At 64.7% G+C, this 19,399-nt stretch carries 21 protein-coding genes; 4 read left to right on the plus strand and 17 right to left on the minus strand.

Annotation, left to right across the window (positions count from 1 at the left end):
• The first annotated feature begins 185 nt into the window (after window positions 1-185).
• A complete protein-coding gene (locus VEC01_RS00195; RefSeq protein WP_324897547.1) occupies window positions 186-734 on the plus strand; it encodes a hypothetical protein in 549 nt (182 codons plus the stop codon).
• 12 nt (window positions 735-746) lie between these two features.
• Here the strand turns inward: VEC01_RS00195 and VEC01_RS00200 are convergent, their stop codons facing one another.
• Entirely contained in the window at window positions 747-1,097 is a 351-nt protein-coding gene (locus VEC01_RS00200; RefSeq protein WP_324897548.1) for a hypothetical protein, read from the minus strand.
• Window positions 1,098-1,254: 157 nt separating this feature from the next.
• On the opposite strand from VEC01_RS00200, the gene VEC01_RS00205 reads away from it, so the two are divergent.
• Entirely contained in the window at window positions 1,255-1,692 is a 438-nt protein-coding gene (locus VEC01_RS00205) for a CBS domain-containing protein (RefSeq protein ID WP_324897550.1), read from the plus strand.
• A 47-nt stretch (window positions 1,693-1,739) separates the two neighbouring features.
• On the opposite strand, the gene VEC01_RS00210 is transcribed toward VEC01_RS00205, so the two are convergent.
• The 8 genes from VEC01_RS00210 to VEC01_RS00245 all read right to left on the minus strand — a co-directional run bounded on the left by VEC01_RS00210 (window position 1,740) and on the right by VEC01_RS00245 (window position 11,280).
• Window positions 1,740-2,507 carry an enoyl-CoA hydratase gene (locus VEC01_RS00210; protein ID WP_324897554.1) on the minus strand — a complete coding sequence of 256 codons (768 nt, stop codon included), beginning with the start codon at window positions 2,505-2,507 and terminating at the stop codon, window positions 1,740-1,742.
• A gap of 143 nt (window positions 2,508-2,650) precedes the next feature.
• Window positions 2,651-3,847, minus strand: coding sequence for an acetyl-CoA C-acyltransferase (locus tag VEC01_RS00215; RefSeq protein ID WP_324897556.1), 1,197 nt, complete (start codon window positions 3,845-3,847; stop codon window positions 2,651-2,653).
• A 20-nt stretch (window positions 3,848-3,867) separates the two neighbouring features.
• The gene (locus VEC01_RS00220) at window positions 3,868-6,255 is read right to left on the minus strand and encodes a 3-hydroxyacyl-CoA dehydrogenase/enoyl-CoA hydratase family protein (RefSeq protein WP_324897558.1); all 2,388 of its coding nucleotides are present in this window, start codon (window positions 6,253-6,255) and stop codon (window positions 3,868-3,870) included.
• A 99-nt stretch (window positions 6,256-6,354) separates the two neighbouring features.
• Window positions 6,355-8,145 (minus strand): acyl-CoA dehydrogenase C-terminal domain-containing protein, encoded by a 1,791-nt coding sequence (locus tag VEC01_RS00225; protein WP_324897560.1) that lies wholly within the window; start codon window positions 8,143-8,145, stop codon window positions 6,355-6,357.
• A gap of 26 nt (window positions 8,146-8,171) precedes the next feature.
• A complete protein-coding gene (locus VEC01_RS00230) occupies window positions 8,172-8,822 on the minus strand; it encodes a TetR/AcrR family transcriptional regulator (protein WP_324897706.1) in 651 nt (216 codons plus the stop codon).
• A 219-nt stretch (window positions 8,823-9,041) separates the two neighbouring features.
• On the minus strand, window positions 9,042-9,413 hold the full coding sequence (locus VEC01_RS00235; RefSeq protein WP_324897562.1) for an RNA-binding S4 domain-containing protein: 372 nt from the start codon (window positions 9,411-9,413) through the stop codon (window positions 9,042-9,044).
• Window positions 9,414-9,566: 153 nt separating this feature from the next.
• Window positions 9,567-10,307 (minus strand): sulfite exporter TauE/SafE family protein, encoded by a 741-nt coding sequence (locus VEC01_RS00240; protein WP_324897564.1) that lies wholly within the window; start codon window positions 10,305-10,307, stop codon window positions 9,567-9,569.
• 10 nt (window positions 10,308-10,317) lie between these two features.
• Complete coding sequence (locus tag VEC01_RS00245) at window positions 10,318-11,280, minus strand: DMT family transporter (protein ID WP_324897566.1); 963 nt, start codon at window positions 11,278-11,280, stop codon at window positions 10,318-10,320.
• A gap of 98 nt (window positions 11,281-11,378) precedes the next feature.
• Here VEC01_RS00245 and VEC01_RS00250 point away from each other — a divergent pair, with 98 nt between their 5' ends.
• Window positions 11,379-12,272 carry a LysR substrate-binding domain-containing protein gene (locus VEC01_RS00250; protein WP_324897568.1) on the plus strand — a complete coding sequence of 298 codons (894 nt, stop codon included), beginning with the start codon at window positions 11,379-11,381 and terminating at the stop codon, window positions 12,270-12,272.
• A gap of 95 nt (window positions 12,273-12,367) precedes the next feature.
• Here VEC01_RS00250 and VEC01_RS00255 read toward each other — a convergent pair whose 3' ends face one another.
• The 6 genes from VEC01_RS00255 to VEC01_RS00280 form a co-directional block, all read right to left on the minus strand.
• Window positions 12,368-13,147 (minus strand): ferritin-like domain-containing protein, encoded by a 780-nt coding sequence (locus VEC01_RS00255; protein WP_324897570.1) that lies wholly within the window; start codon window positions 13,145-13,147, stop codon window positions 12,368-12,370.
• 30 nt (window positions 13,148-13,177) lie between these two features.
• On the minus strand, window positions 13,178-14,347 hold the full coding sequence (locus VEC01_RS00260; RefSeq protein WP_324897572.1) for a hypothetical protein: 1,170 nt from the start codon (window positions 14,345-14,347) through the stop codon (window positions 13,178-13,180).
• A gap of 174 nt (window positions 14,348-14,521) precedes the next feature.
• A complete protein-coding gene (locus tag VEC01_RS00265; RefSeq protein ID WP_324897574.1) occupies window positions 14,522-15,022 on the minus strand; it encodes a pyridoxamine 5'-phosphate oxidase family protein in 501 nt (166 codons plus the stop codon).
• Between the two features lie 94 nt (window positions 15,023-15,116).
• Window positions 15,117-15,524, minus strand: coding sequence for an SgcJ/EcaC family oxidoreductase (locus VEC01_RS00270; protein ID WP_324897576.1), 408 nt, complete (start codon window positions 15,522-15,524; stop codon window positions 15,117-15,119).
• A gap of 46 nt (window positions 15,525-15,570) precedes the next feature.
• Window positions 15,571-16,314, minus strand: a complete 744-nt coding sequence (locus tag VEC01_RS00275) for an NAD-dependent deacylase (protein WP_324897578.1) — start codon at window positions 16,312-16,314, stop codon at window positions 15,571-15,573.
• An 80-nt stretch (window positions 16,315-16,394) separates the two neighbouring features.
• Entirely contained in the window at window positions 16,395-17,288 is an 894-nt protein-coding gene (locus VEC01_RS00280) for a DMT family transporter (RefSeq protein WP_324897580.1), read from the minus strand.
• Between the two features lie 113 nt (window positions 17,289-17,401).
• Between VEC01_RS00280 and gcvA the strand changes: the two genes are divergently transcribed.
• Complete coding sequence (gcvA, locus tag VEC01_RS00285) at window positions 17,402-18,319, plus strand: transcriptional regulator GcvA (protein ID WP_324897582.1); 918 nt, start codon at window positions 17,402-17,404, stop codon at window positions 18,317-18,319.
• Window positions 18,320-18,349: 30 nt separating this feature from the next.
• On the opposite strand, the gene VEC01_RS00290 is transcribed toward gcvA, so the two are convergent.
• Both VEC01_RS00290 and VEC01_RS00295 read right to left on the minus strand, forming a co-directional pair.
• Window positions 18,350-18,880 (minus strand): GNAT family N-acetyltransferase, encoded by a 531-nt coding sequence (locus VEC01_RS00290; protein ID WP_324897584.1) that lies wholly within the window; start codon window positions 18,878-18,880, stop codon window positions 18,350-18,352.
• 77 nt (window positions 18,881-18,957) lie between these two features.
• Window positions 18,958-19,353 (minus strand): rhodanese-like domain-containing protein, encoded by a 396-nt coding sequence (locus VEC01_RS00295; protein ID WP_324897586.1) that lies wholly within the window; start codon window positions 19,351-19,353, stop codon window positions 18,958-18,960.
• Between the last annotated feature and the right edge of the window lie 46 nt (window positions 19,354-19,399).

Here is a 19,399-nt window from a genome sequence, read left to right on the forward strand (position 1 = left end):
AGCAATCCGCGAAGCCGCGCAAAACGCACAAGGGTGAGCGGGCCGGGTGAATCGGTGCAATTTCTTTGCGCCCGTTACAGATTGACGGTACCGCCACAGAATTTTTTCGCAAAGAGAATGTCAAGTACATCGGATCGGGCGCCTGTGCGTGCCCGAGGCGTTCCCTCGACATTTTCTTTCTTCATATGGCCCTTGTCTCCATTACCGAGGCAGCAAAGCTTGTCCGGAGGAACCGCTCGACCATATACCGGGATATCGAGCGGGGCCGCCTCAGCAAGACAGTGACGCCGGAAGGCGAGACGCAGATCGACACTTCCGAACTGCTGCGCGCCTATGGCAGCATCCATGTCGCCGAGGAAGAGGAAGCCGGCGACGAACAGACCCGGGCGAAGGTAAAGATCGCGCTGCTGGAAGAACGCAACCGCTCGCTGGAACGCGCGCTGGCGCTGGAAGCGGAACTGCGCAAGGTGAAGGACCAGGTCACGAACGAACTGCGCGCGCGGATTGCCGACAAGGAAAACGTGATCAAGGTACTGGAGAGCAAGGTTTTGTTCCTCGAGTATGACAAGCAGCTGGACACGCACCCCGACGCCGGAACCCTGCCCCCCGAGGCTGTGCTGCACGATGCACCGGGCGTGCCGCAGCGGCAGGCGGCGGGCGCGCCGCCGCCGAAGCAGCGCTGGTGGAAGGCGCTGATCGAAAAGCGCAAGAAAACGCCGCCCTCGCGCAAGTGATCCTGGCTGCCTTCAAGGCCGGTCCAGCAGGCGGTCCAGCCTTGCGATCAGGCCCTTGCGGTTCTTGTGACGGCTTTCATGGACGCGGATCTGCTTCAGTTGCGCCGGTGACAGCGAAGCCAGCTGCGCGGTGATCTGCGCAATGGTAAGCCGTTCGTAATCCTGCAAAGGCAGGCCGCGGTCCGGCGACCGGCCTTCCTTGGCCTGTTGCTTCGCCGCACGCGTCTCGCCAAACTGGCGGCGCTGCTTGTTGACCACGCGCGCGGCCACCTCTTCCTCGCGGCCGGGATAGCGGCGTTCCCGCTTGAAACGGTGTTCAAGTTCGCGGTACTCCTGTTCGCGTTTGCTGGCTCCTGCGGGCATGGCTGGCCTCCTTTCTGCCTTCGCCGACATAGCAGCAATGCACGATCCGTGCCGCCGTCATGCAGGAACTTCAACAACTTTGCTTCCTCCAAAAGGAATTCCGAAGGCGTCCCCGTGCACGGGGAAATTCATTCAACTTCTTAAAAGGAGGCACATCATGCTAGTAGCCGATGCAATGACACGCGACGTCCGACTCGCCAACCCGGACCAGAGCATTATGGAAGCGGCGCAGATGATGGCCGACGGCGACTGCGGCGTGCTGCCGGTGGGAGAGAACGACCGCCTGGTCGGCATGGTGACGGACCGCGACATCGTGATCCGCGCGCTGGCGCAGGGCAAGACCGACTGCAAGATCCGCGACGTCATGAGCCAGGACGTGAAGTATTGTTTCGAAGACGACGACATCGACGATGTCGCGCACAACATGGGCGACCTGCAGATCCGTCGCCTGCCGGTGCTGAGCAAGGACAAGCGTCTGATCGGCATCCTGTCGCTCGGCGACATCACCCAGTCCGGCGATACGGACACTGCCGGCGAAGCGCTTTCGTCGATTTCGCAGCCGGGCGGCCCGCAGACCGGCGCCCGTCCGCATTAAGGGCAGTCCCCGACGGCGGAAGGACGCGGTCCTTCCGCCGCCTTCGCTTAGGCGAACTTGGTGAAATCCGGGCGGCGCTTTTCGAAGAACGCGGTAAACGCTTCCTTCGCCTCCTTCGACATCAGCATTTCACCGAAATGCTTGTTTTCTTCCTGCATGCGCGCAGCAAGCGCTTCCGCCTGCGCCGCCTTCATCAGCCGCTTGGTCACGCGCAGCGACGACGCTGGCAGCGCCGCCAGCTTGGCCGCCTGGCCGTGCGAGAGGTCGGACAGCTCGGCGACCGGCACCACCTTGCTCACCAGCCCCATGTCGTACGCTTCCTCGGCGCCGAACGCCTCGCCCAGCAGCAACTTCTCCGCTGCGCGCGGATAGCCGACGATCTGCTGGAACAGCATGCTCGACGCGAACTCCGGGCACAGGCCAAGCTGCGTGAACGGCATCGCGAACTTCGCATTGTCGGCCGCGTAGACCAGGTCGCAATGCATCAGCATCGTGGTGCCAATGCCGACCGCGTTGCCGGCCACCGCCGCGACCACCGGCTTGGTGCAGCCGGAGAGCGCGCGCATGAATTGCCAGACCGGCCGGTCGCCGACCTCGGTCGAGGAATTCTTCATGAAATCCTCCAGGTCGTTGCCCGCCGTGAATACTTCCGGCTTGCCCTGGATGACGACCGCGCGTACCGCGGTATCGCCTTCCGCGTCGCGCAGCGCGTCGGCCATCGCCTGATACATTGCCGATGTGATCGCGTTCTTCTTTTCCGGGCGGTTGAACTCGAGGGTGAGAATGCCCTTTTCCTTGGTGCTGAGAATATCCATGCTGTCTCCAGAAAAATCCTGATGTCGCCCTGCCCTGCGGCAAGGGACTTGCCCCGTGATGCGCTCGAACGGTGTCCCGCCCGATAAGAAAAAGCCGCACAGCTTGTGGCTGCACGGCTTTCCTGGACTAGCGCACGACGGCCTTACACGCGTTCGAAGATACCTGCCGCGCCCATGCCGGCGCCGACGCACATGGTGACCATGCCGTACTTCAGGTTCTTGCGGCGCAGCGCGTGGATTACGGTCGCGGAACGGATCGCGCCGGTCGCGCCCAGCGGATGGCCGAGGGCAATCGCGCCGCCCATCGGGTTGACCTTGGCCGGGTCGAGGCCGAGGTCCTTCACCACCGCCAGCGATTGCGCGGCAAACGCTTCGTTCAGTTCGAACCAGTCGATCTGATCCTGGGTGATACCGGCGGCGCGGCAGGCCGCGGGAATCGCTTCTTTCGGACCGATGCCCATGATTTCCGGCGGCACGCCGCGCACCGAGAAGGACACGAAACGCGCCAGCGGGGTCAGGTTGAACTGCTTCAGGATCTTTTCGCTGACGATGATCAGCGCGCCGGCGCCGTCCGAGGTCTGCGAGCTGTTGCCCGCGGTGACCGAGCCCTTGGCGGCGAACACCGGCTTCAGCTTCGCCAGGCCTTCCATGCTGGTGTCGCGGCGCGCGCCTTCATCCATGTTCACGGTGCGCGTCTTGACGTCGATCTCGCCGGTCGCCAGGTTCGGGAACCGCTCGATGACCTCGACCGCGGTCATTTCGTCGTTGAACTCGCCCGCTTCCTGCGCGGCAAGCGCGCGGCGGTGCGACTCCAGCGAGAAGGCATCCTGTTCTTCACGGGAAACCTTCCACTGCTGCGCGACCTTCTCCGCGGTCAGGCCCATGCCATAGGCCAGGCCCACGTTCTCGTCCTTGAACACGTTGGCGTTGATCGACGGATGATGGCCCATCATCGGCACCATCGACATCGATTCGGCGCCGCCGGCGATCATCACGTCGGCCTGGCCGACGCGGATGCGGTCGGCCGCCATCGCGACCGCGGTGATGCCGGATGCGCAGTAGCGGTTGATGGTGACGCCGCCGACGGTGTTCGGCAGGCCGGCCAGCAGCACCGCGTTACGCGCCATGTTCATGCCCTGCTCGGCTTCCGGGAAGGAGCAGCCGATGATCGCGTCCTCGATCAGCTTCGGGTCGAGGTTCGGCACCTGCGCCACCGCGTTCTGGATCGCGCGCACCAGCAGGTCGTCCGGACGGACATTCTTGAACATGCCGCGGGGAGCCTTGCCGATCGGCGTGCGGGTGGCGGCGACAATGTATGCGTCTTGAAGTTGTTTCGTCATTTTCTGTGCTCCAGATCCGGTTAGTTGCGGACGGGTTTGCCGGTCGTCATCATGCCCATGATGCGTTCCTGCGTCTTCGGATTGTTCAGCAATTCCACGAAGGCCTTGCGCTCGAGGTCAAGCAGCCACTGCTCGCTGACCAGGCTGCCCGGCTCGATGTCGCCGCCGCAGACGATCTCGGCGATCATGGAACCGAGCTTGAAGTCGTGCGCCGAGATGAAGCCGCCGTCGCGCATGTTGACCAGCTGCGCCTTGATGGTGGACATGCCGTAGCGGCCGGTCACCGGCACCAGCTTCTGCGCCGGCGCGCGGTAGCCGGCGTCGAACATCGCGCGCGCTTCGACCTTGGCCACGTGCAGCAGCTCGTGGGGGTTGAACACGATGGTGTCGGTCGGCTTCAGGTAACCCATCTGCTGCGCTTCCAGCGCGGACTTCGACACGTTCGCGGTGGCCGCGTTGGTGAAGTAGACCTTCAGGAACTGCAGGATGTCGTTGCCCTTCGCATCGTTGGCGGCGCGCAGCGCGGCTTCCTTCAGGCCGCCGCCGGCCGGCACCAGGCCCACGCCCACTTCCACCAGGCCGATATAGGATTCGATGGACGCGACCCGCTTTGCCGCGTGCAGCATCAGCTCGCAGCCGCCGCCCAGCGCCAGGCCGGCCACTGCGGCCACCACCGGGACGTTCGCGTACTTCATGTTCATCAATGCGTTCTGCAGCTTCGCAACCTCCGGCCCGATCGCGGTGGCGCCGCCGGACATGAAGACCGGCATCATCGCCTGCAGGTCGGCGCCGGCGGAGAACGCGCCGCCTTCGGCCGCGTCGGTATTCCACAGCACCAGGCCCTTGTAGTTCTTCTCGGCTTCGTCGATCGCTTTCGCCAGGCCGGCGATCACGCCCGGGCCGATCACGTGCATCTTGGTCTTCAGCGACAGGATCAGCACGTCGTCGTTCTGGTGCCAGATGCGCACCGAATCGTCCTCGAACACGGTGGTGCCGCCGTTGGTGCCGTCGACGGTGCTTTCGCCCGCCAGCGACGCGCGGAATGCCTGGCGCTGGTAGACCGGCAGGTCGGAGCGCGGCACGTAGGTCTTCTTCGCGGGCGACCAGGAGCCTTCCGGCGTATGAACGCCGTTGCGGCCGTCGAATACCCACTGCGGCAGCGGCGCATCGCACAGTGCCTTGCCCGCGTCGATGTCTTCCTTGACCCACTGCGCGACCTGCTGCCAGCCGGCGGCCTGCCAGCCTTCGAACGGGCCGTTCTTCTGGCCGAAGCCCCAGCGCAGCGCGAAGTCGACGTCGCGCGCGCAATCGGCGATCGATTCGAGGTGCACCGCGATGTAGTGGAAGCCGTCACGGAAGATAGACCACAGGAACTGCGCCTGCGGATGCGACGATTCGCGCAGCGCCTTCATCCGCTTGGCCGGATCCTTTTCCTTCAGGATGCGCACCACCAGCTCGTCCGCCTTGCCGGTGGACGGCACGTAGTCGTTCTTTTCGCCGTCGAAGCGCAGGATCTCCTTGCCGACCTTCTTGAAGAAACCGGCGCCGGTCTTCTGTCCGAGCGCCCCCGCCGAGATCAGCTTTTCCAGCAGTTCGGGCGTCTTGTAGACCGGGTAGAACGGATCGGACTGCAGGTTGTCCTGCATGGTCTTCATCACATGGCCCATCGTGTCCAGGCCGACCACGTCCGCGGTGCGGAAGGTCGCCGACTTGGCGCGGCCGAGCTTGGTGCCGGTCAGGTCGTCGACGACGTCGACCGGCAGGTTGAATTTCTGCGCTTCATACATGGTCGCCATCATGTTGAAGATGCCGACGCGGTTGGCGATGAAGTTCGGCGTGTCTTTCGCTCGCACCACGCCCTTGCCGAGGGTGGTGGTCAGGAAGCCTTCGAGCTGGTCGAGGATTTCCGGACGGGTGGAGACGGTCGGGATCAGCTCGACCAGGTGCATGTAGCGCGGCGGGTTGAAGAAGTGCACGCCGCAGAAGCGCGCCTTCAGTTCGGCGTCGAAGCCTTCGGACAGCTTGGTGATCGACAGGCCGGAGGTGTTGGAGGCGAAGATCGCATTCGGCGCGATGTGCGGCGCAACCTTCTTGTACAGGTCGTGCTTCCAGTCCATGCGCTCGGCGATCGCTTCGATGATCAGGTCGCAGCCCTTGAGCAGGTCGAGGTTGTCTTCATAGTTGGCGACCTGGATCAGCGCGGCGTCTTCCTTGTTGCCCAGAGGAGCGGGATTGAGCTTCTTCAGGTTCTCGATGGCGCGCAGCACGATGCCGTTCTTCGGGCCTTCCTTGGCCGGCAGGTCGAACAGCACGACGGGTACCTTTGCATTGACGCAGTGGGCGGCGATCTGCGCGCCCATCACGCCGGCGCCGAGGACGGCGACTTTCTTCACGATGAAATTGGACATGGGTCAATCCTTTGGACGTAGGGTGCGCTTGGCGCACCGTTGAGGACATGTTGCCGCTGCAGGATGCGCGGAACGCACCCTGCAGGGGATATTTCAGTTCTAGAACAGGTCTGCTTCGAGCGCCATCAGGTTGCTTGCACCGGAGCGCGCCTGACGGATCAGCATCGCGGTTTCCGGCAGCAGGCGCGCGAAATAGAAGCGTGCCGTCGCCAGCTTGGCCTTGTAGAAGTTGTCGCCGGAGCCTTCCTTTTCCAGCGCAATTTTTGCCATCTGCGCGAAGAAATAGGCGAATACCATGTGGCCGACCACGCGCAGGTAAGGAACGGCGGCGGCGCCGACCTCATCCTGGTTCTGGAAGGCCTTCATGCCGATTTCCATGGTCAGCTTGCCGACCTTGTCGCCGATGTCGCCCAGCGGCGTAATGAATTCGGACATCTTTTCATCGGTGCCGTTTTCTTCCACGAATGCCTTTACCTTGTCGCCGAACTTGCGCAGCTTGGCGCCGTTGTCCATCAGGATCTTGCGGCCCAGCAGGTCGAGCGACTGGATGGTGTTGGTGCCTTCGTAGATCATGTTGATGCGCGCGTCGCGCACGTACTGCTCCATCCCCCATTCGGAGATGAAGCCGTGGCCGCCGTACACCTGCATGCATTCGGAAGTGGCGATCCAGCCGTTGTCGGTCAGGAAGGCCTTGATGATCGGGGTCAGCAGCGCGACTTCATCTGCCGCATCCTTGCGCACCTGCTCGTCCGGGTGGTTCAGCTCGCGGTCGATCTGCAGCGCGACATAGGAGCTGAATGCGCGGCCGGCTTCGGCATAGGCCTTCGCGGTCAGCAGCATGCGGCGCACGTCGGGGTGCACGATGATCGGGTCGGCCGGCTTTTCCGGCGCCTTCGGGCCGGACAGGCTGCGCATCTGCAGACGGTCCTTCGCGTAGACCAGCGCGTTCTGGTAGGCGACTTCGGTCAGGCCGAGGGACTGCATGCCGACGCCGAGGCGGGCGGCGTTCATCATCACGAACATCGCGTTCAGGCCCTTGTTCGGCTCGCCGATCAGCCAGCCGGTGGCGCCGTCCAGGTTCATCTGGCAGGTGGAGTTGCCGTGGATGCCCATCTTCTCTTCGATCGCGCCGCAGAAGATCGTGTTGCGCTGTCCGAGGCTGCCGTCGGCGTTCGGCATGAACTTCGGCACGATGAACAGCGAAATGCCCTTGGTGCCCGCCGGCGCGTCCGGCAGGCGTGCCAGCACCAGGTGCACGATGTTGTCGGACATTTCATGTTCGCCGGCCGAGATGAAGATCTTGCCGCCGGTGATCTTGTAGCTGCCGTCGGCCTGCGGCTCGGCCTTGGTGCGCAGCAGGCCGAGGTCGGTGCCGCAGTGCGGTTCGGTCAGGCACATGGTGCCGGTCCATTGGCCGGACACCAGCTTCGGCAGGTACAGGCTCTTCTGCTCCGGCGTGCCGTGCTCGTGGATGCACTCGTAGGCGCCATGCGACAAGCCGGGGTACATGGTCCAGGCCTGGTTCGCCGAGTTCAGCATTTCGTAAAAGCAGTTGTTGACCACGAGGGGCAGGCCCTGGCCGCCGAATTCCGGGTCGCAGGACAATGAAGGCCAGCCGGCTTCGACGTACTGCTTGTACGCTTCCTTGAATCCGGCCGGCGTCTTGACGATATGGGTTTCCTTGTCCAGCTCGCAGCCTTCGCGGTCGCCCGGATGGTTCAGCGGGAACAGTACCTCGGAGGCGAATTTGCCGCCTTCATCAAGCACCTGGTTGACAATATCCTTGTCAATCTCTGCATGCGCAGGCAACTGCTTGAACTCGTCTTCGACTTTCAGCAATTCGTGGAGCACGAACTGCATGTCACGCAAGGGGGCGACGTATTGACCCATTTTTTATCTCCTGAAGACTAGAACAATTAGGCTGTTTTCTTTACAGCGGTTTTGGGATTCTGTTTCGCCACCGGCTTTTCCTCCGGCTGCGCGCTCTGGTAACTCTTGATCAGGCGTTCGAACCCGACTTCGGCGCGGTTCACGCTGCCGGGCAACTTCAGGAATCGTGCGTCATGGTGCAGGGCGAGGATCAACCCGTACATTTCGAATACGAGCTGGTCCGGATCGGTGGTGTCGGAAAGATGGCCCATCTCGATCGTCTGCACCGCGCAGCGGCGCAGCGCGTTCTTCCATGCACGCACCATGCCGGCGAGCTCCTCGCGGATCGCGCCGGGCCGATCGTCGTACTCGACCGCGCCGCTGATGTAGATGCACCCGGACGCGATTTCGACAGATACCCGCTTTACCCAGCGCGCGAACATCGCTTGCAGGCGGGGCAGGCCGCGCGGCTCTTTCATGCTCGGATAGAACACTTCCTGCTCGAAGTGATGGTGGTACAGCTTGACGACTTCGATCTGCAAATCTTCGCGCGAGCCGAAATGCGCGAACACCCCCGACTTGCTCATATTCATCTTGTCCGCGAGCAGACCGATGGTGAGCCCTTCCAGCCCGTTACGGGCGGCAATGTCGAGCGCCACGTCGAGAATCGCGGCACGGGTGAGTTCGCCTTTACGCATCAATTTGGGTGTCGAGTCAGTCATGTTGGTAGCCACGGCAGTTGCCCTATCAAAAAATCAAAAAAAGCGCGGTCGAACTGAAGCGAACGCTCGTACTATTATCCACCGCAGTATAAATGTCAAACGGGAACTTAGAGGGCCGATTCTAGTTGTGCCTGGCGGTAAAAACGTGAGACTGCCGCGCCTTCCGGCGAGGATCGCTGCGCAGGGTTTTCCCTCTTACAGCTTGTCCAGCAGCCGTCTGTCGCGCTTGGTCGGTCGCCCCTTGATTGCCTCACCTGGCTCGCGGAAGAGTTTTCGTTGTTCTGCCTTCTTCTGCCGCTCCGCGATGCTTCGTTCGGTTTCTGTATAGAGTGTCTGCGCCACCGCGGCCGAGCCGCGCTTGTCCGCCAATGCCTGCACCACCACCTCCCATTCGGTGGAGCCATTGTCGATGTCCAGCGTGTCGCCCGGTTTCACGCCACGGGCGGGCTTGATGCGTTCACCGTTGACGCGTACCTTGCCGCCATCCACCGCCTCGGTCGCCATTGAGCGGGTCTTGAAGAAGCGCGCGGCCCATAGCCACTTGTCGATGCGAACGGAGTCGGACACGGATTATCTGTACATGGATGCAACAGGGGTATTTTATAGTCTGACCGTGCTTTTTCTACCCTGCGACGCAATAAATCCCGGTCTTTTTCGCGTGAAGCAAGGAAGAAAGCGACAAAACTTGTCCGATTCGCAAGCTGTGCGGTGCGCGCCGGGTCAGGCGCCCAGCAGCTGGCGTGTCGCAAGATGCAGGCCGAGCAGCAGCAGGCCGCGGAAAAACCAGGTGCGGAAGGTGTCGGCGGCTACCCGGCCACGCAGCCACTGTCCGGCGATCATGCCCGCGATTGCGCATCCCAAAGCCAGCAGGGACGGACCGGCGACGGACAGTTGCAAGCCGCCGCGGTAAAGCAGCAGGCCGGCCAGGGCGACGGTCGACACGGTGAAGGACAGGCCGAGCGCCTGCACCAGCTCATCCTTGTCCAGCTCGAGCGCCTGCAGGTAGGGCACCGCCGGAATCACGAATACGCCGGTCACCGCCGTCACCATGCCGGTCAGCAGACCGGCGAGCGGCGCGCACCAGCGCTGTGCCGGCGGCGACAGCACAAAGCGGCGGGCCCGCAGCCCGACCGCCGCATACACGACCAATGCGATACCGAGCATTGTTACGGCATGACCATTCATCCCGTCCGCGGGCAGCAGCGCGCCGAGCCCGGTTCCGATACACACGCACAGCAGCAGGACGCGCAGGCGGCGCGCGAGGTGCAGGAAGGCGGGGCCGGCAGCCAGCTGCCAGACGTTGGTCACGAACGAAGGCAGGACCAGCAGCGCGGCTGCCTGCGCCGGCGTCATCAGCAAGCCGAGCAGGCCGACGGCCACGGTCGGCAGCCCGAGCCCGATCACGCCCTTGACGAAGCCGGCAAGAACGAAGGTCAGCGCGACGAGCAGCGTGTCGGCCATCGTGTCGTCCTCACGCGCGCGCCGCCGGCACGGTGGCTGCGGGCTGTGCCGGCGCCTCTTTCGGCTTGAGCCGCATCACGCCGAACATGACCAGTGCCAGGCCGGCGGCCTGTAACAGCGACAGGGATTCGCCCAGCAGCAGCCATGCGGCAAGCACCGTCAGCACCGGCCCGAGCGTGCCGAACGCGGCGGCCGGGCCGCTGCCCATGCGGCGGATCGCCAGCGACAGCCACCACACCGGCAATACCGTCGACAGCACCGCCATCAGGAAGGCATGGCCCCAGACCGCCAGCGGCAGCGCCGGCAGCGCCTGCACCTGCCCGGACAGCGCGAAGTGCGCCAGCACCAGCACCGAGGATGCACTTCCGGCCAGCCCCGCCAGCCGGGTCGAGCCAATGCGCGCGACCATGCTGCCGGTGCCGTGGTAGTACAGCGCATAGGTGACGGCGCTCGCAAATACCCAGGCAGCGCCGGTCGCGACGTCGGCGCCCTGCCCCGCCTGCCGCAGGTCATGGGCGAACGCGATCGCCAGCCCGGCATAGCAGATTCCCATCGCCCGCCAGGTGCCGCGGCCCGGCGCCTGCTTCGCCTGCCACGCCTGCAGCAGGAGCACCAGCGTCGGATAGAGGTAAAGAATCATGCGCTCCAGCCCGGCGCTGATGTAGGAAAGGCCGTGGAAATCGAACAGGCTCGACAGGTAATAACCGACGCAGCCCAGCATCCATACGCGCACCAGGTCGGCGGCATTCATGCGCGGGGCGGGCGCACCGCCGGCCGCGCGCAGCAGCCACAGAAACAGGGGCAGCGCGAACCCCATGCGCATGGCCAGCAGCGTGAGCGCGTCGACCGGGGCGGCGGCATAGGCAAGCTTGACGAACACCGCCTTCAGCGAAAAGCCGGCGGCGGCCAGCACCGCGAACAGGCGGCCGTCGTCGAGCCAGCGGCCGAAATGGCGGGATAAATAGGCGGTCACAGCGTGCTCCCTCGCATCGATCATGCCTTATTCTGCCGCGCAGCCAGAGCGACTAAAATGCGTATTTTCTGTACCCACCCTTCGCGGGAGACGAAACCTTGCACTTCGACCTGACCGACCTGCGCCTGCTGCTGGCAATTGCCGAGGCAGGCAGCCTGAGCCGGGCGGCGGCGGAATTTCCGCTGGCGCTGTCGGCAGCGAGCAACCGCCTGCGCCTGCTCGAGCAGCGGCTCGGGATGAGCCTGTTCCAGCGTCATGCGGACGGCATGTCGCCGACGCCGGCCGGGCGCATCGCGCTCGACCATGCGCGCCGGGTCGTGGCCGAGGCGCGGCAGCTGAGCGAGGCGCTCGACGGCCTTGCCGGGCGCCGGCGCGTGACGGTTCGCCTTGCGGCCAATACCGTCGCCAACAGCACTTACCTGCCGCCGGCGCTCGGCCCCTTCCTCGCCGATTATCCGGAAGTCGACCTGCAGGTGGAGGAGCGTTCCAGCCAGGACATCCTGCAGGCGGTGCAGAGCGAAGAGATCGACATCGGCGTACTCGACGGTAACCTCGCGTTGCCGGATGTGGTCTCGTTGCCGTTCCGCCACGACCGGCTCGTGCTGCTGCTGCCGCGCGAGCATCCGCTGGCCGCGCGCGGGCATTGCCTGTTGCGCGATGCGCTCGGCTATCCGTTTGTCGGCATGCCCCGGGAACGCGCGATGCAGCGTTTCGTGGAAGAGATGGCGACGCTGCTCGGCAAGCCGCTCACGATGCGCGTGCGCGCCCCCGGTTTTTTCGCGATCGCGCAACTTGTCGCGCAGGAGGTCGGGCTGGCGGTGGTGCCGGAAGCGGTCGCGCTGCGCCACCGCGAATCGCTGCCGCTGGCGCTGGCGCATTTGGATGACGCATGGGCGACGCGCGAGCTGCGGCTGTGCGTGCGCAGCCTGGACGGGTTGTCGGCGCAGGCGCGGCAGCTGGTCGCTTATCTTGCCGGCGCGCGCGCGGCGTAATGCCGGCGCCGGGTTTACGACACACGGGAACGCCGGCGCCGGCTGCGGGCGGAACGGCGCTGCCGGATTCCGCCCTCAGGCAGGTGCGGGATGATTCAGTGGAGTTGCGACGGATTCGCGTCCGCGATATCGTCCACCATCGCGCCGTTCGAGATCGACTCGCCCAGGGTCGCTTCCTGGAACCAGCTCTGCACCTGCTGCAGGTGCATGCGCTCCTCGTCCAGCGCCACGCTGAAATCGGTGATCAGCGCGCTCTGGTTCTGGTCTTCCGCCAGCGCGATCAGCAGTTCCCAGCCGACGTTGTCGGTCATCTCGGCAACCAGGATCGCATGCAGCGATTGCGCGACCGTGGTGCGCGGGTCGGTGACGACCTGCATCAGGCCCATCGATTCCACGCCGACCAGGTCGGCACATGGCGTCTGCGAGGTCGGATCGCCGCCGAGCGACTGGATCGCCTCGGCCACGATCGCGAAGTGACGCGCTTCGTCCTGCCGGATCTTCCGCAGGTCGGCCAGCGTCATGCTGGTCGAGGTGTCCTGCATGGTCTCGAACTTGGTGATCAGCGCGTCGTACAAGCGGGTGCCGGTGCGCTCGAACGCCAGGCGCTCGCCCAGCTTGTCCAGGAGCAGCTGCGGCTGGTCGCCGGTCAGCAGCGCCACCCCGGTCGTCATCGCGCCCTTGACCGTGCCTGGCAGCGGCACCGAGCCGATCGGGTCGGATTCGGATATGTAACTGCCGCGCATCTGCGCCAGCGCGGAGTCGTCGCCCGGCGTGGCCGGCGTCATTGAGGCCGGCGCAGCCTGCATCGCGTTCGCATCCAGCGGCGACATCTGCATGCCGGTGCGGTTCATGCCCATCGGTGTCTGTTCTTTCATGGTTGCTCCTTCATGTCCAGTGTGGTTGCGTCAGACCGCGACCGCGACCTTGCGGTTGAGCTCGGTGCCCGGCGTCCAGATATAGCCCGCGGCCACCGTTTCGCTCGGCGAGCCGTCGGAATTGATATGCGTGCGATAGTCGATCGACGCCTGGCTTTCCTGCGACTTGTCTACGAACTGCGTGCCCCTGGCGCGCAGGTCGACTTCCTGCGCCAGCACCTGGCGCACGAAATCGCGCTGGCTGGCAAACTGGATCGGTTCCGGCAGGTCGGTCGGGAACAGCTCGGCCGGGTCGCGCTTCTCGAATTGCTTGAACAGTTCGGCGACATGATGGAAATGCCCCAGCTCGTAGTCGAGGAAGCGTTCCCAGATCGCCTTGATGCGCGGATTCGTTTCCTGCTGCACGCAGCTGTAGTAGTTGTAGACTTCAGCCGCTTCATGCAGCAGCCACTGCTCCAGCAGCGGTTCTTCCGGGTTGATCATTGAGCCGTACTGCGTGACGTGCTGCTCCTCGATCGATGCGATCTCCGCGTACAGCTGGCGCGCGACCGGGTCGGCGAACAGCGGGCCGATGTTCATGTAGTAATCGTGCGTCTGGAATTCGCCGGCGGTGATGGTGATCGCATGCAGCTTGGTCAGCGGCGCGGCGGCGCGGTCATAGGGCTCGCGCAGGTCGTCTTCCGGCGAGCGGTGTTCGACCACGGTCGGCCGGCCTGGCAGGATGTCCGTATAGTTTTGCAGAATGTTGTTCGCATCCTTGCCCTCCAGCCGGTCGAGCAGCGCGGAGTAGCGGTACAGGTGATCGAAATCCTCCAGCAGGCCGAAGCGGTAGGCCTGCGCGAAATACGGGTCCGGCTCGCGCTGCGCGACCGCGGCCGTCACTTCGATCGCGACCTGCTCATAGGCAATCGTGGTTTCCAGTGGCGAATGGTCGGGCCCGAGCAGCCAGTTGATCATCGTCGCCTGGTGCTGCTCGGTACGGCGGATCCTCGCCAGCGGCAGGCGCAGTTCGCGCTGCATGCGCGCGGCGATATGCTGGAAGCGCAGCGCATCGAGCTCGATGCCGTTCATCAGGATCACGCGCACACGCGTAAACGCATCGTCGTCGAGCTTGCTGATCGGTTTGCCCACCATGTCGCGCCAGGTAAAGCGTTGCTGTTCGAGGGGGCAGCCTTTCGAGCTGAAGAGATTCAGGGACATTGCGATACTCCTTTCGTGGAATCGACGCAGGCGCGGCATGCACACGCATCGCTGGACAAGATCCGCGCATGCCGCAACTTCCATGCCGGGGCCGCCGCAGCCATCGATAAGCCTGCGCCGCCTTCGTATCGACGAAGTTTTTACAAGGCCGGCGTAAGCCTTACAGCAGCGGCCTCACATCACCACCTTGCGGTGATCGCCGAGCGCATCGGTATTGCCGGTCAAGATGCCCTTGGCCAGGCCGTACATGCGCACCGCCGCGTTGCCCGGCGCCGTCCAGTATTCCGCCTCGGTGATGGATACTTTCAGCAGTACAAGATCGGGGTCGTCCAGCCCTTTCGGAAACCAGGGCTTGACCCACGGCGTCCACAATTCACGCATCTTTTCCTTGTCGCGCACGAATTCGCCGGTGCCGGAAACGGAGAGGTAGTCCTGCTTGTCGGTGCGCGCATAGGCAAGATTGACCTGCCGGTGCTGCCGCGCTTCTTCGACCTTGGCCGACGACAAGGCGGTGAAGAACCAGAGGTTTCCGGCCGCATCCATCTGCAGCGTCGCCATCGGACGGCTGCGCAATGTGCCGTCCGGCTCTTCCGTGGTCAGCATCGCGAACTTGATTTCCTGCACCAGTTCCGCGACTTGTTTCAGTTCACTGAATTCCTGTTCTTGCACATCCATGGCTTCCTCCTGCGTAGACAGATCAAAGCCAGCCCGCGCGGCGGACCGGTCATGGAGTGAAAACAGCAGGGATCTAAAGTTCCGGATGGATGGGTCAGGCAGGCTGGTAGACCGGCTCCGCGGTCAGCATGTTGGCGTCCCGCACGATCACCCAGCCGGTGTCCGGCCGCTTCTTCAGGATGCTCAGCGTATTGCCGGAGCGGCGCATCGGACGGCCTTCGTGATGCGGCGTGACAGTGACGGTCAGGTGGGTCCAGCAGTACGCGAGGTCGTCGGTCACATGCAACTCCTTGATCTCGCCCTGCGACTCGATGCGGTAATGTTTCAAGCCTTCCTGGAAAGCCTCCATGAAGGCTTCCCGGCCGCGCAGCGGCGCCTGCCCGGGCGTCAGGAACACCACATCTTCCGCCATCATTTCGGAAAGGCGCTGCAGGTTTCCTTCCGCAGCGGCAACCTGCCAGTCATTGACCAGCGTGCGAATGGCGTGCTCATCGTTTTGCATGGAAGAACCCCCTTGCTTTGGGAACAGAACAAGCTGTGCGGTGCTGTCAGACGGACTGCGGCCAGGCCGCCGCGACCAGCATGGGAAGGACCTCGCCCGCTTTTCCGCGCAACACATACTGCGCAATCTCATCATGGCTGGTCGCTTCCGGATTGATCTGAATCACAGGACGGCCGCATGCGCGCGCGTAGCGCGGCAGGCTGGCCGCCGGCTCCACCAGGCTGGAGGTGCCGATGCAAAAGAAGAGGTCGGCCGTCTCCAGCACTTCCGACGCGCGCGTCCACGCGGCGACCGGCAGCGCCTCGCCGAACCAGACGACGCCGGGGCGGATGCGTCCGCCGCAATCCGGGCAGAGCGGCGGCGTGTCGTTCGACAGCTGTTCGTCCATGACGCACTTGCCGCAGGCCGAGCAGAGGTTATGCCAGATATTGCCGTGTAATTCGATGACGTCGCTGCTGCCGGCGCGCGCGTGCAAGCCGTCGACGTTCTGGGTGATCACGGTGACGCGCGGAACAAGGCGCTCGAGCCGGGCGAGCGCGTCGTGGGCGGGATTGGGCCGGGCATTGCGCATCAGTTCACGCCGCCACGCATACCAGTTCCAGACGGTCACCGGATCGCGCCGGAAGGCTTCCGGCGTCGCCAGGTCTTCCGCACGGAAGCGCGCCCACAAGCCGGTCTGCGCGTCCCGGAAAGTCGGGATGCCGCTTTCGGCGGACACGCCGGCGCCGGTGAATACCGCGATGTGTCGCGCTTGGCGCAGCTGGTCCAGGAGTTCTGGCGCAAAGTGCATGGCGGGTACGGAAACGGGAAAGATCGTTTCAGTATAGCCGCAGCATGCGCTTGCTGTCGGAATGCGGCATCCCCGGCCTGCTATGCCGCCTGCGCCGCCCCTTCCGCCGCGGGCGTGCGCGGCCGCCGTGCCAGCAGCACGACCGCCGCCAGCACCATCGCGCCGCCCGCCAGCTGGCCGCCGCTGACCGACTCCCCGAGCAGGGCAATGCCGAGGCACAGCGTGACCACCGGTTCCAGGGTCGAGATGATGGACGCCTGGGACGGGCCGACATACTTGATGCCGACGAGGAAACACGCAATCGCCATCACCGTGGAGAACAGCGCGATCGCAAGGATCGCCATCCAGGTCACAGCGTCACCCGGCAGGCTGGAACCGCCGGCGAGCGCGAGCGCACCGTTGCCGATGCCCGCCGTGGTCAGCACGACCAGGGTCGCGGCAAGCGGATCGGTGCCAAGCGTGAGACGGCCGCCGAGCACGATATACACCGCATAGACGCCCGCCGCCAGCAGACCGAGCGTGATTCCCAGCGGCGAGCCCTGCAGGTCGCCGCCCAGCATGATCGCCATCCCGGCAAGCGCCAGCGCCAGCAGGAGCACGGTGCGGCGGTCGAGCTTTTCCCAGCCCAGCGCCACCGCAAGCAGCGTTACCAGCACCGGATAGAGGTACAGCAACAGGCCGACCAGCCCGCTGCTCGCATGTATCAGCGCCGTGAAGTAGCACTGCGACTGCGCGGTATACAACGCCCCCATCAGCGCGAAACCGGCCAGCGCTTTGCCGCGCGGCAGCGGAAGGCGCCGGATCCAGACCACCGGCGCCAGCAGCGCGACCGCCAGCGCGAAGCGCAGCGCGAGCAGCATCGTCGGCGTGATGCCGGACGCATAGGCGATCTTTGCAAACAGCGCCAGACTGCCGAAACCGACAGCGGATAACAAGACCAGGGCGACGGCGAGCGGGCGCGACAGCGGTTTCATCGGATTGAGCAAAAAAGATTGAGGGTTAAAAGCGTTTGATGCAGTGTATGACCTTGTTTGTCGCGTAACAAATCAATATTCTTGCTGTATTGACCCAAAAATATTGAGGCTGCATGAACTACCGCCTGCCCCCGCTCCCCGCCGTCCGGGCATTCGAGGCGGCCGCCCGCCACGGCGGCTTCCAGAACGCCGCGCAGGAGCTGCATGTCTCCGCCGGCGCGGTTGCGCATCATGTGAAGCAGCTCGAGACCTGGCTCGGCGTGAGCCTGTTCCAGCGGCTGCCGCGCGGCGTCACGCTCACCCCGGCCGGGCGCCAGTATGCGCAGGCGCTGCGCCCGCTGCTGGAGGGCCTGGCGGACGCGTCGGAAGCGGTCAGGCGGCGCTCGGACGAACGCGTGGTGACGGTGACGTCGGTGCCGTCCCTGGTGGCACGCTGGCTGATGCCGCGCCTGGGAAGGCTGCGCGAACTGCATCCGGAGATCGACATGCGCGTGCTGGCGTCGCTGCATCCGGCCGACTTCGCGCGCGAGGGCATCGATGTGGCGATCCGCCTTGGGCCGGGCCCCTATCCCGGCCTGCAGGCTGACGTGCTGCTGGAGGAATGGTTCTCGGCGGTATGCAGCCCCGCCTTCAAGGCGGCAGCGCCGGACCTGCGCGCGCCGGCCGACCTGCTGCGCTATCCGCTGCTGCATGACGAAGTGGAAATGCGCATCCCGGAGGAAATCAACTGGTCACGCTGGCTGCACGCGTTCGGCGTCAGCTACAGCGGCGCCGCCCGCCCCAGCTTTTCGCATACCTACCTCACGCTGGAGGCGGCAGCCAGCGGCCAGGGCGTAGCGATCGCCGCGGAAGCCTTCATCGAGGAAGACTTGCGCAGCGGCAGGCTGGTGCGCCTGCTGCCGCAGCGCGTGCTCGGGCCTTACCGCTTCCACCTGCTGCGCACTGCGGAAGCGGAGGCGCGGCCGGCGGTCAAGGCATTCTGCGACTGGGTGAAGGCGGAAGCGCTTGCATCGCTGCGCATTGGCGCATAAGCGCCGGATGGCGCCTCGAGCGAGGCCGCGCTATGCGCGTGGGGATGCGGAATCGAAGACGATCCGGCATACCGTGGTGCGGCGCGAGCCGGAGAAGCGGCGCGCCGGATCGGCGAAGCTTTCCACCTCGACGAAGCCGGCCTTGCGCATCATGCCGGCCGACGCCAGGTTTTCCTCGTGGCGCTCGATATAGACCTCGCGGAAGCCGCGCGCCCGCAATTGTTCGACGGCCGCGTCGAGCAAGCGCGATCCCAGCCCCTTGCCGCTGTGCTCGCGGTGCACGACCGCTTCACAGACATAGCCGTGCGGATAGCCGAGATGCTCGCGCGACTGGTAGCGCACCATGGAGCGTGCGCCGAGGAAGGTCACGAAACCCAGCAACTGCCCGCCCTGCTCGGCCAGTACCGCCTGCGTCCTGCCGTCCGCAATCGCGCCGAGATGCGCGGCGACCTCCGGCTCGGGCAGGAAATTCCACTGGTTCGCGCCATGCTCGAACAGGAAAGCCTGCATCGCCGCAATGTCGCCGGCCTGTGCCGCGCGCACCTTGATGTCCTCACTCACGTCCAACTGTCCTCCGTCGTCCCGAATCGCCATGCCCAGGGTGTAAGCATAGCACCGCGCGGGACCGGGCCAAGGGGTCAGCAGCCGCAGAGTGTTTCGCTGCTTCCCTGGCTTCCGTTTTCACCCGCGGTCGGATAACCGTCGCGTTTCCACCAGTCCAGTCCGCCCATCAGTTCCTTGACCCGGAAGCCCAGCCGCGTCATGTTCAGCGCCCCCTTGGTCGACGCGTTGCAGCCGATTCCGTCGCAATAGGTCACGACCAGTGCGTCGCCGTCGAGGCGCTGCGTGGTTTCCTCGCTCATCGTCCGGTGCGGCAGGTTGATCGCGCCCGGGATGTGCTCCGCCGCGTACGCCTGCGGCGCGCGCGCGTCGATCACGATGATGTTTTCGCCTGCGGCGAGCGCGGCGTTGAGGTCCGAGGAATCGGTTTCGTAAGCCAGCTTGTCGAGATAGTGCTGAAGTTGCGCCTGCATGCCGCTGCCCTTTCCTTGTTGCCCCGCGATCCGGTCGGGATGAACA

Origin of the sequence: Noviherbaspirillum sp. (genome assembly GCF_035627455.1) — a bacterium.
In the GTDB taxonomy this organism is placed as follows: domain Bacteria; phylum Pseudomonadota; class Gammaproteobacteria; order Burkholderiales; family Burkholderiaceae_D; genus Noviherbaspirillum.

Bases quoted from the DNA above. Each gene is read 5' to 3' on its own strand.
- VEC01_RS00195 (WP_324897547.1), top strand. From the start codon at position 186: ATGGCCCTTGTCTCCATTACCGAGGCAGCAAAGCTTGTCCGGAGGAAC.
- VEC01_RS00200 (WP_324897548.1), bottom strand. From the start codon at position 1,097: ATGCCCGCAGGAGCCAGCAAACGCGAACAGGAGTACCGCGAACTTGAA.
- VEC01_RS00205 (WP_324897550.1), top strand. From the start codon at position 1,255: ATGCTAGTAGCCGATGCAATGACACGCGACGTCCGACTCGCCAACCCG.
- VEC01_RS00210 (WP_324897554.1), bottom strand. From the start codon at position 2,507: ATGGATATTCTCAGCACCAAGGAAAAGGGCATTCTCACCCTCGAGTTC.
- VEC01_RS00215 (WP_324897556.1), bottom strand. From the start codon at position 3,847: ATGACGAAACAACTTCAAGACGCATACATTGTCGCCGCCACCCGCACG.
- VEC01_RS00220 (WP_324897558.1), bottom strand. From the start codon at position 6,255: ATGTCCAATTTCATCGTGAAGAAAGTCGCCGTCCTCGGCGCCGGCGTG.
- VEC01_RS00225 (WP_324897560.1), bottom strand. From the start codon at position 8,145: ATGGGTCAATACGTCGCCCCCTTGCGTGACATGCAGTTCGTGCTCCAC.
- VEC01_RS00230 (WP_324897706.1), bottom strand. From the start codon at position 8,822: ATGCGTAAAGGCGAACTCACCCGTGCCGCGATTCTCGACGTGGCGCTC.
- VEC01_RS00240 (WP_324897564.1), bottom strand. From the start codon at position 10,307: ATGGCCGACACGCTGCTCGTCGCGCTGACCTTCGTTCTTGCCGGCTTC.
- VEC01_RS00255 (WP_324897570.1), bottom strand. From the start codon at position 13,147: ATGAAAGAACAGACACCGATGGGCATGAACCGCACCGGCATGCAGATG.
- VEC01_RS00260 (WP_324897572.1), bottom strand. From the start codon at position 14,347: ATGTCCCTGAATCTCTTCAGCTCGAAAGGCTGCCCCCTCGAACAGCAA.
- VEC01_RS00265 (WP_324897574.1), bottom strand. From the start codon at position 15,022: ATGGATGTGCAAGAACAGGAATTCAGTGAACTGAAACAAGTCGCGGAA.
- VEC01_RS00270 (WP_324897576.1), bottom strand. From the start codon at position 15,524: ATGCAAAACGATGAGCACGCCATTCGCACGCTGGTCAATGACTGGCAG.
- VEC01_RS00275 (WP_324897578.1), bottom strand. From the start codon at position 16,314: ATGCACTTTGCGCCAGAACTCCTGGACCAGCTGCGCCAAGCGCGACAC.
- VEC01_RS00280 (WP_324897580.1), bottom strand. From the start codon at position 17,288: ATGAAACCGCTGTCGCGCCCGCTCGCCGTCGCCCTGGTCTTGTTATCC.
- gcvA (WP_324897582.1), top strand. From the start codon at position 17,402: ATGAACTACCGCCTGCCCCCGCTCCCCGCCGTCCGGGCATTCGAGGCG.
- VEC01_RS00295 (WP_324897586.1), bottom strand. From the start codon at position 19,353: ATGCAGGCGCAACTTCAGCACTATCTCGACAAGCTGGCTTACGAAACC.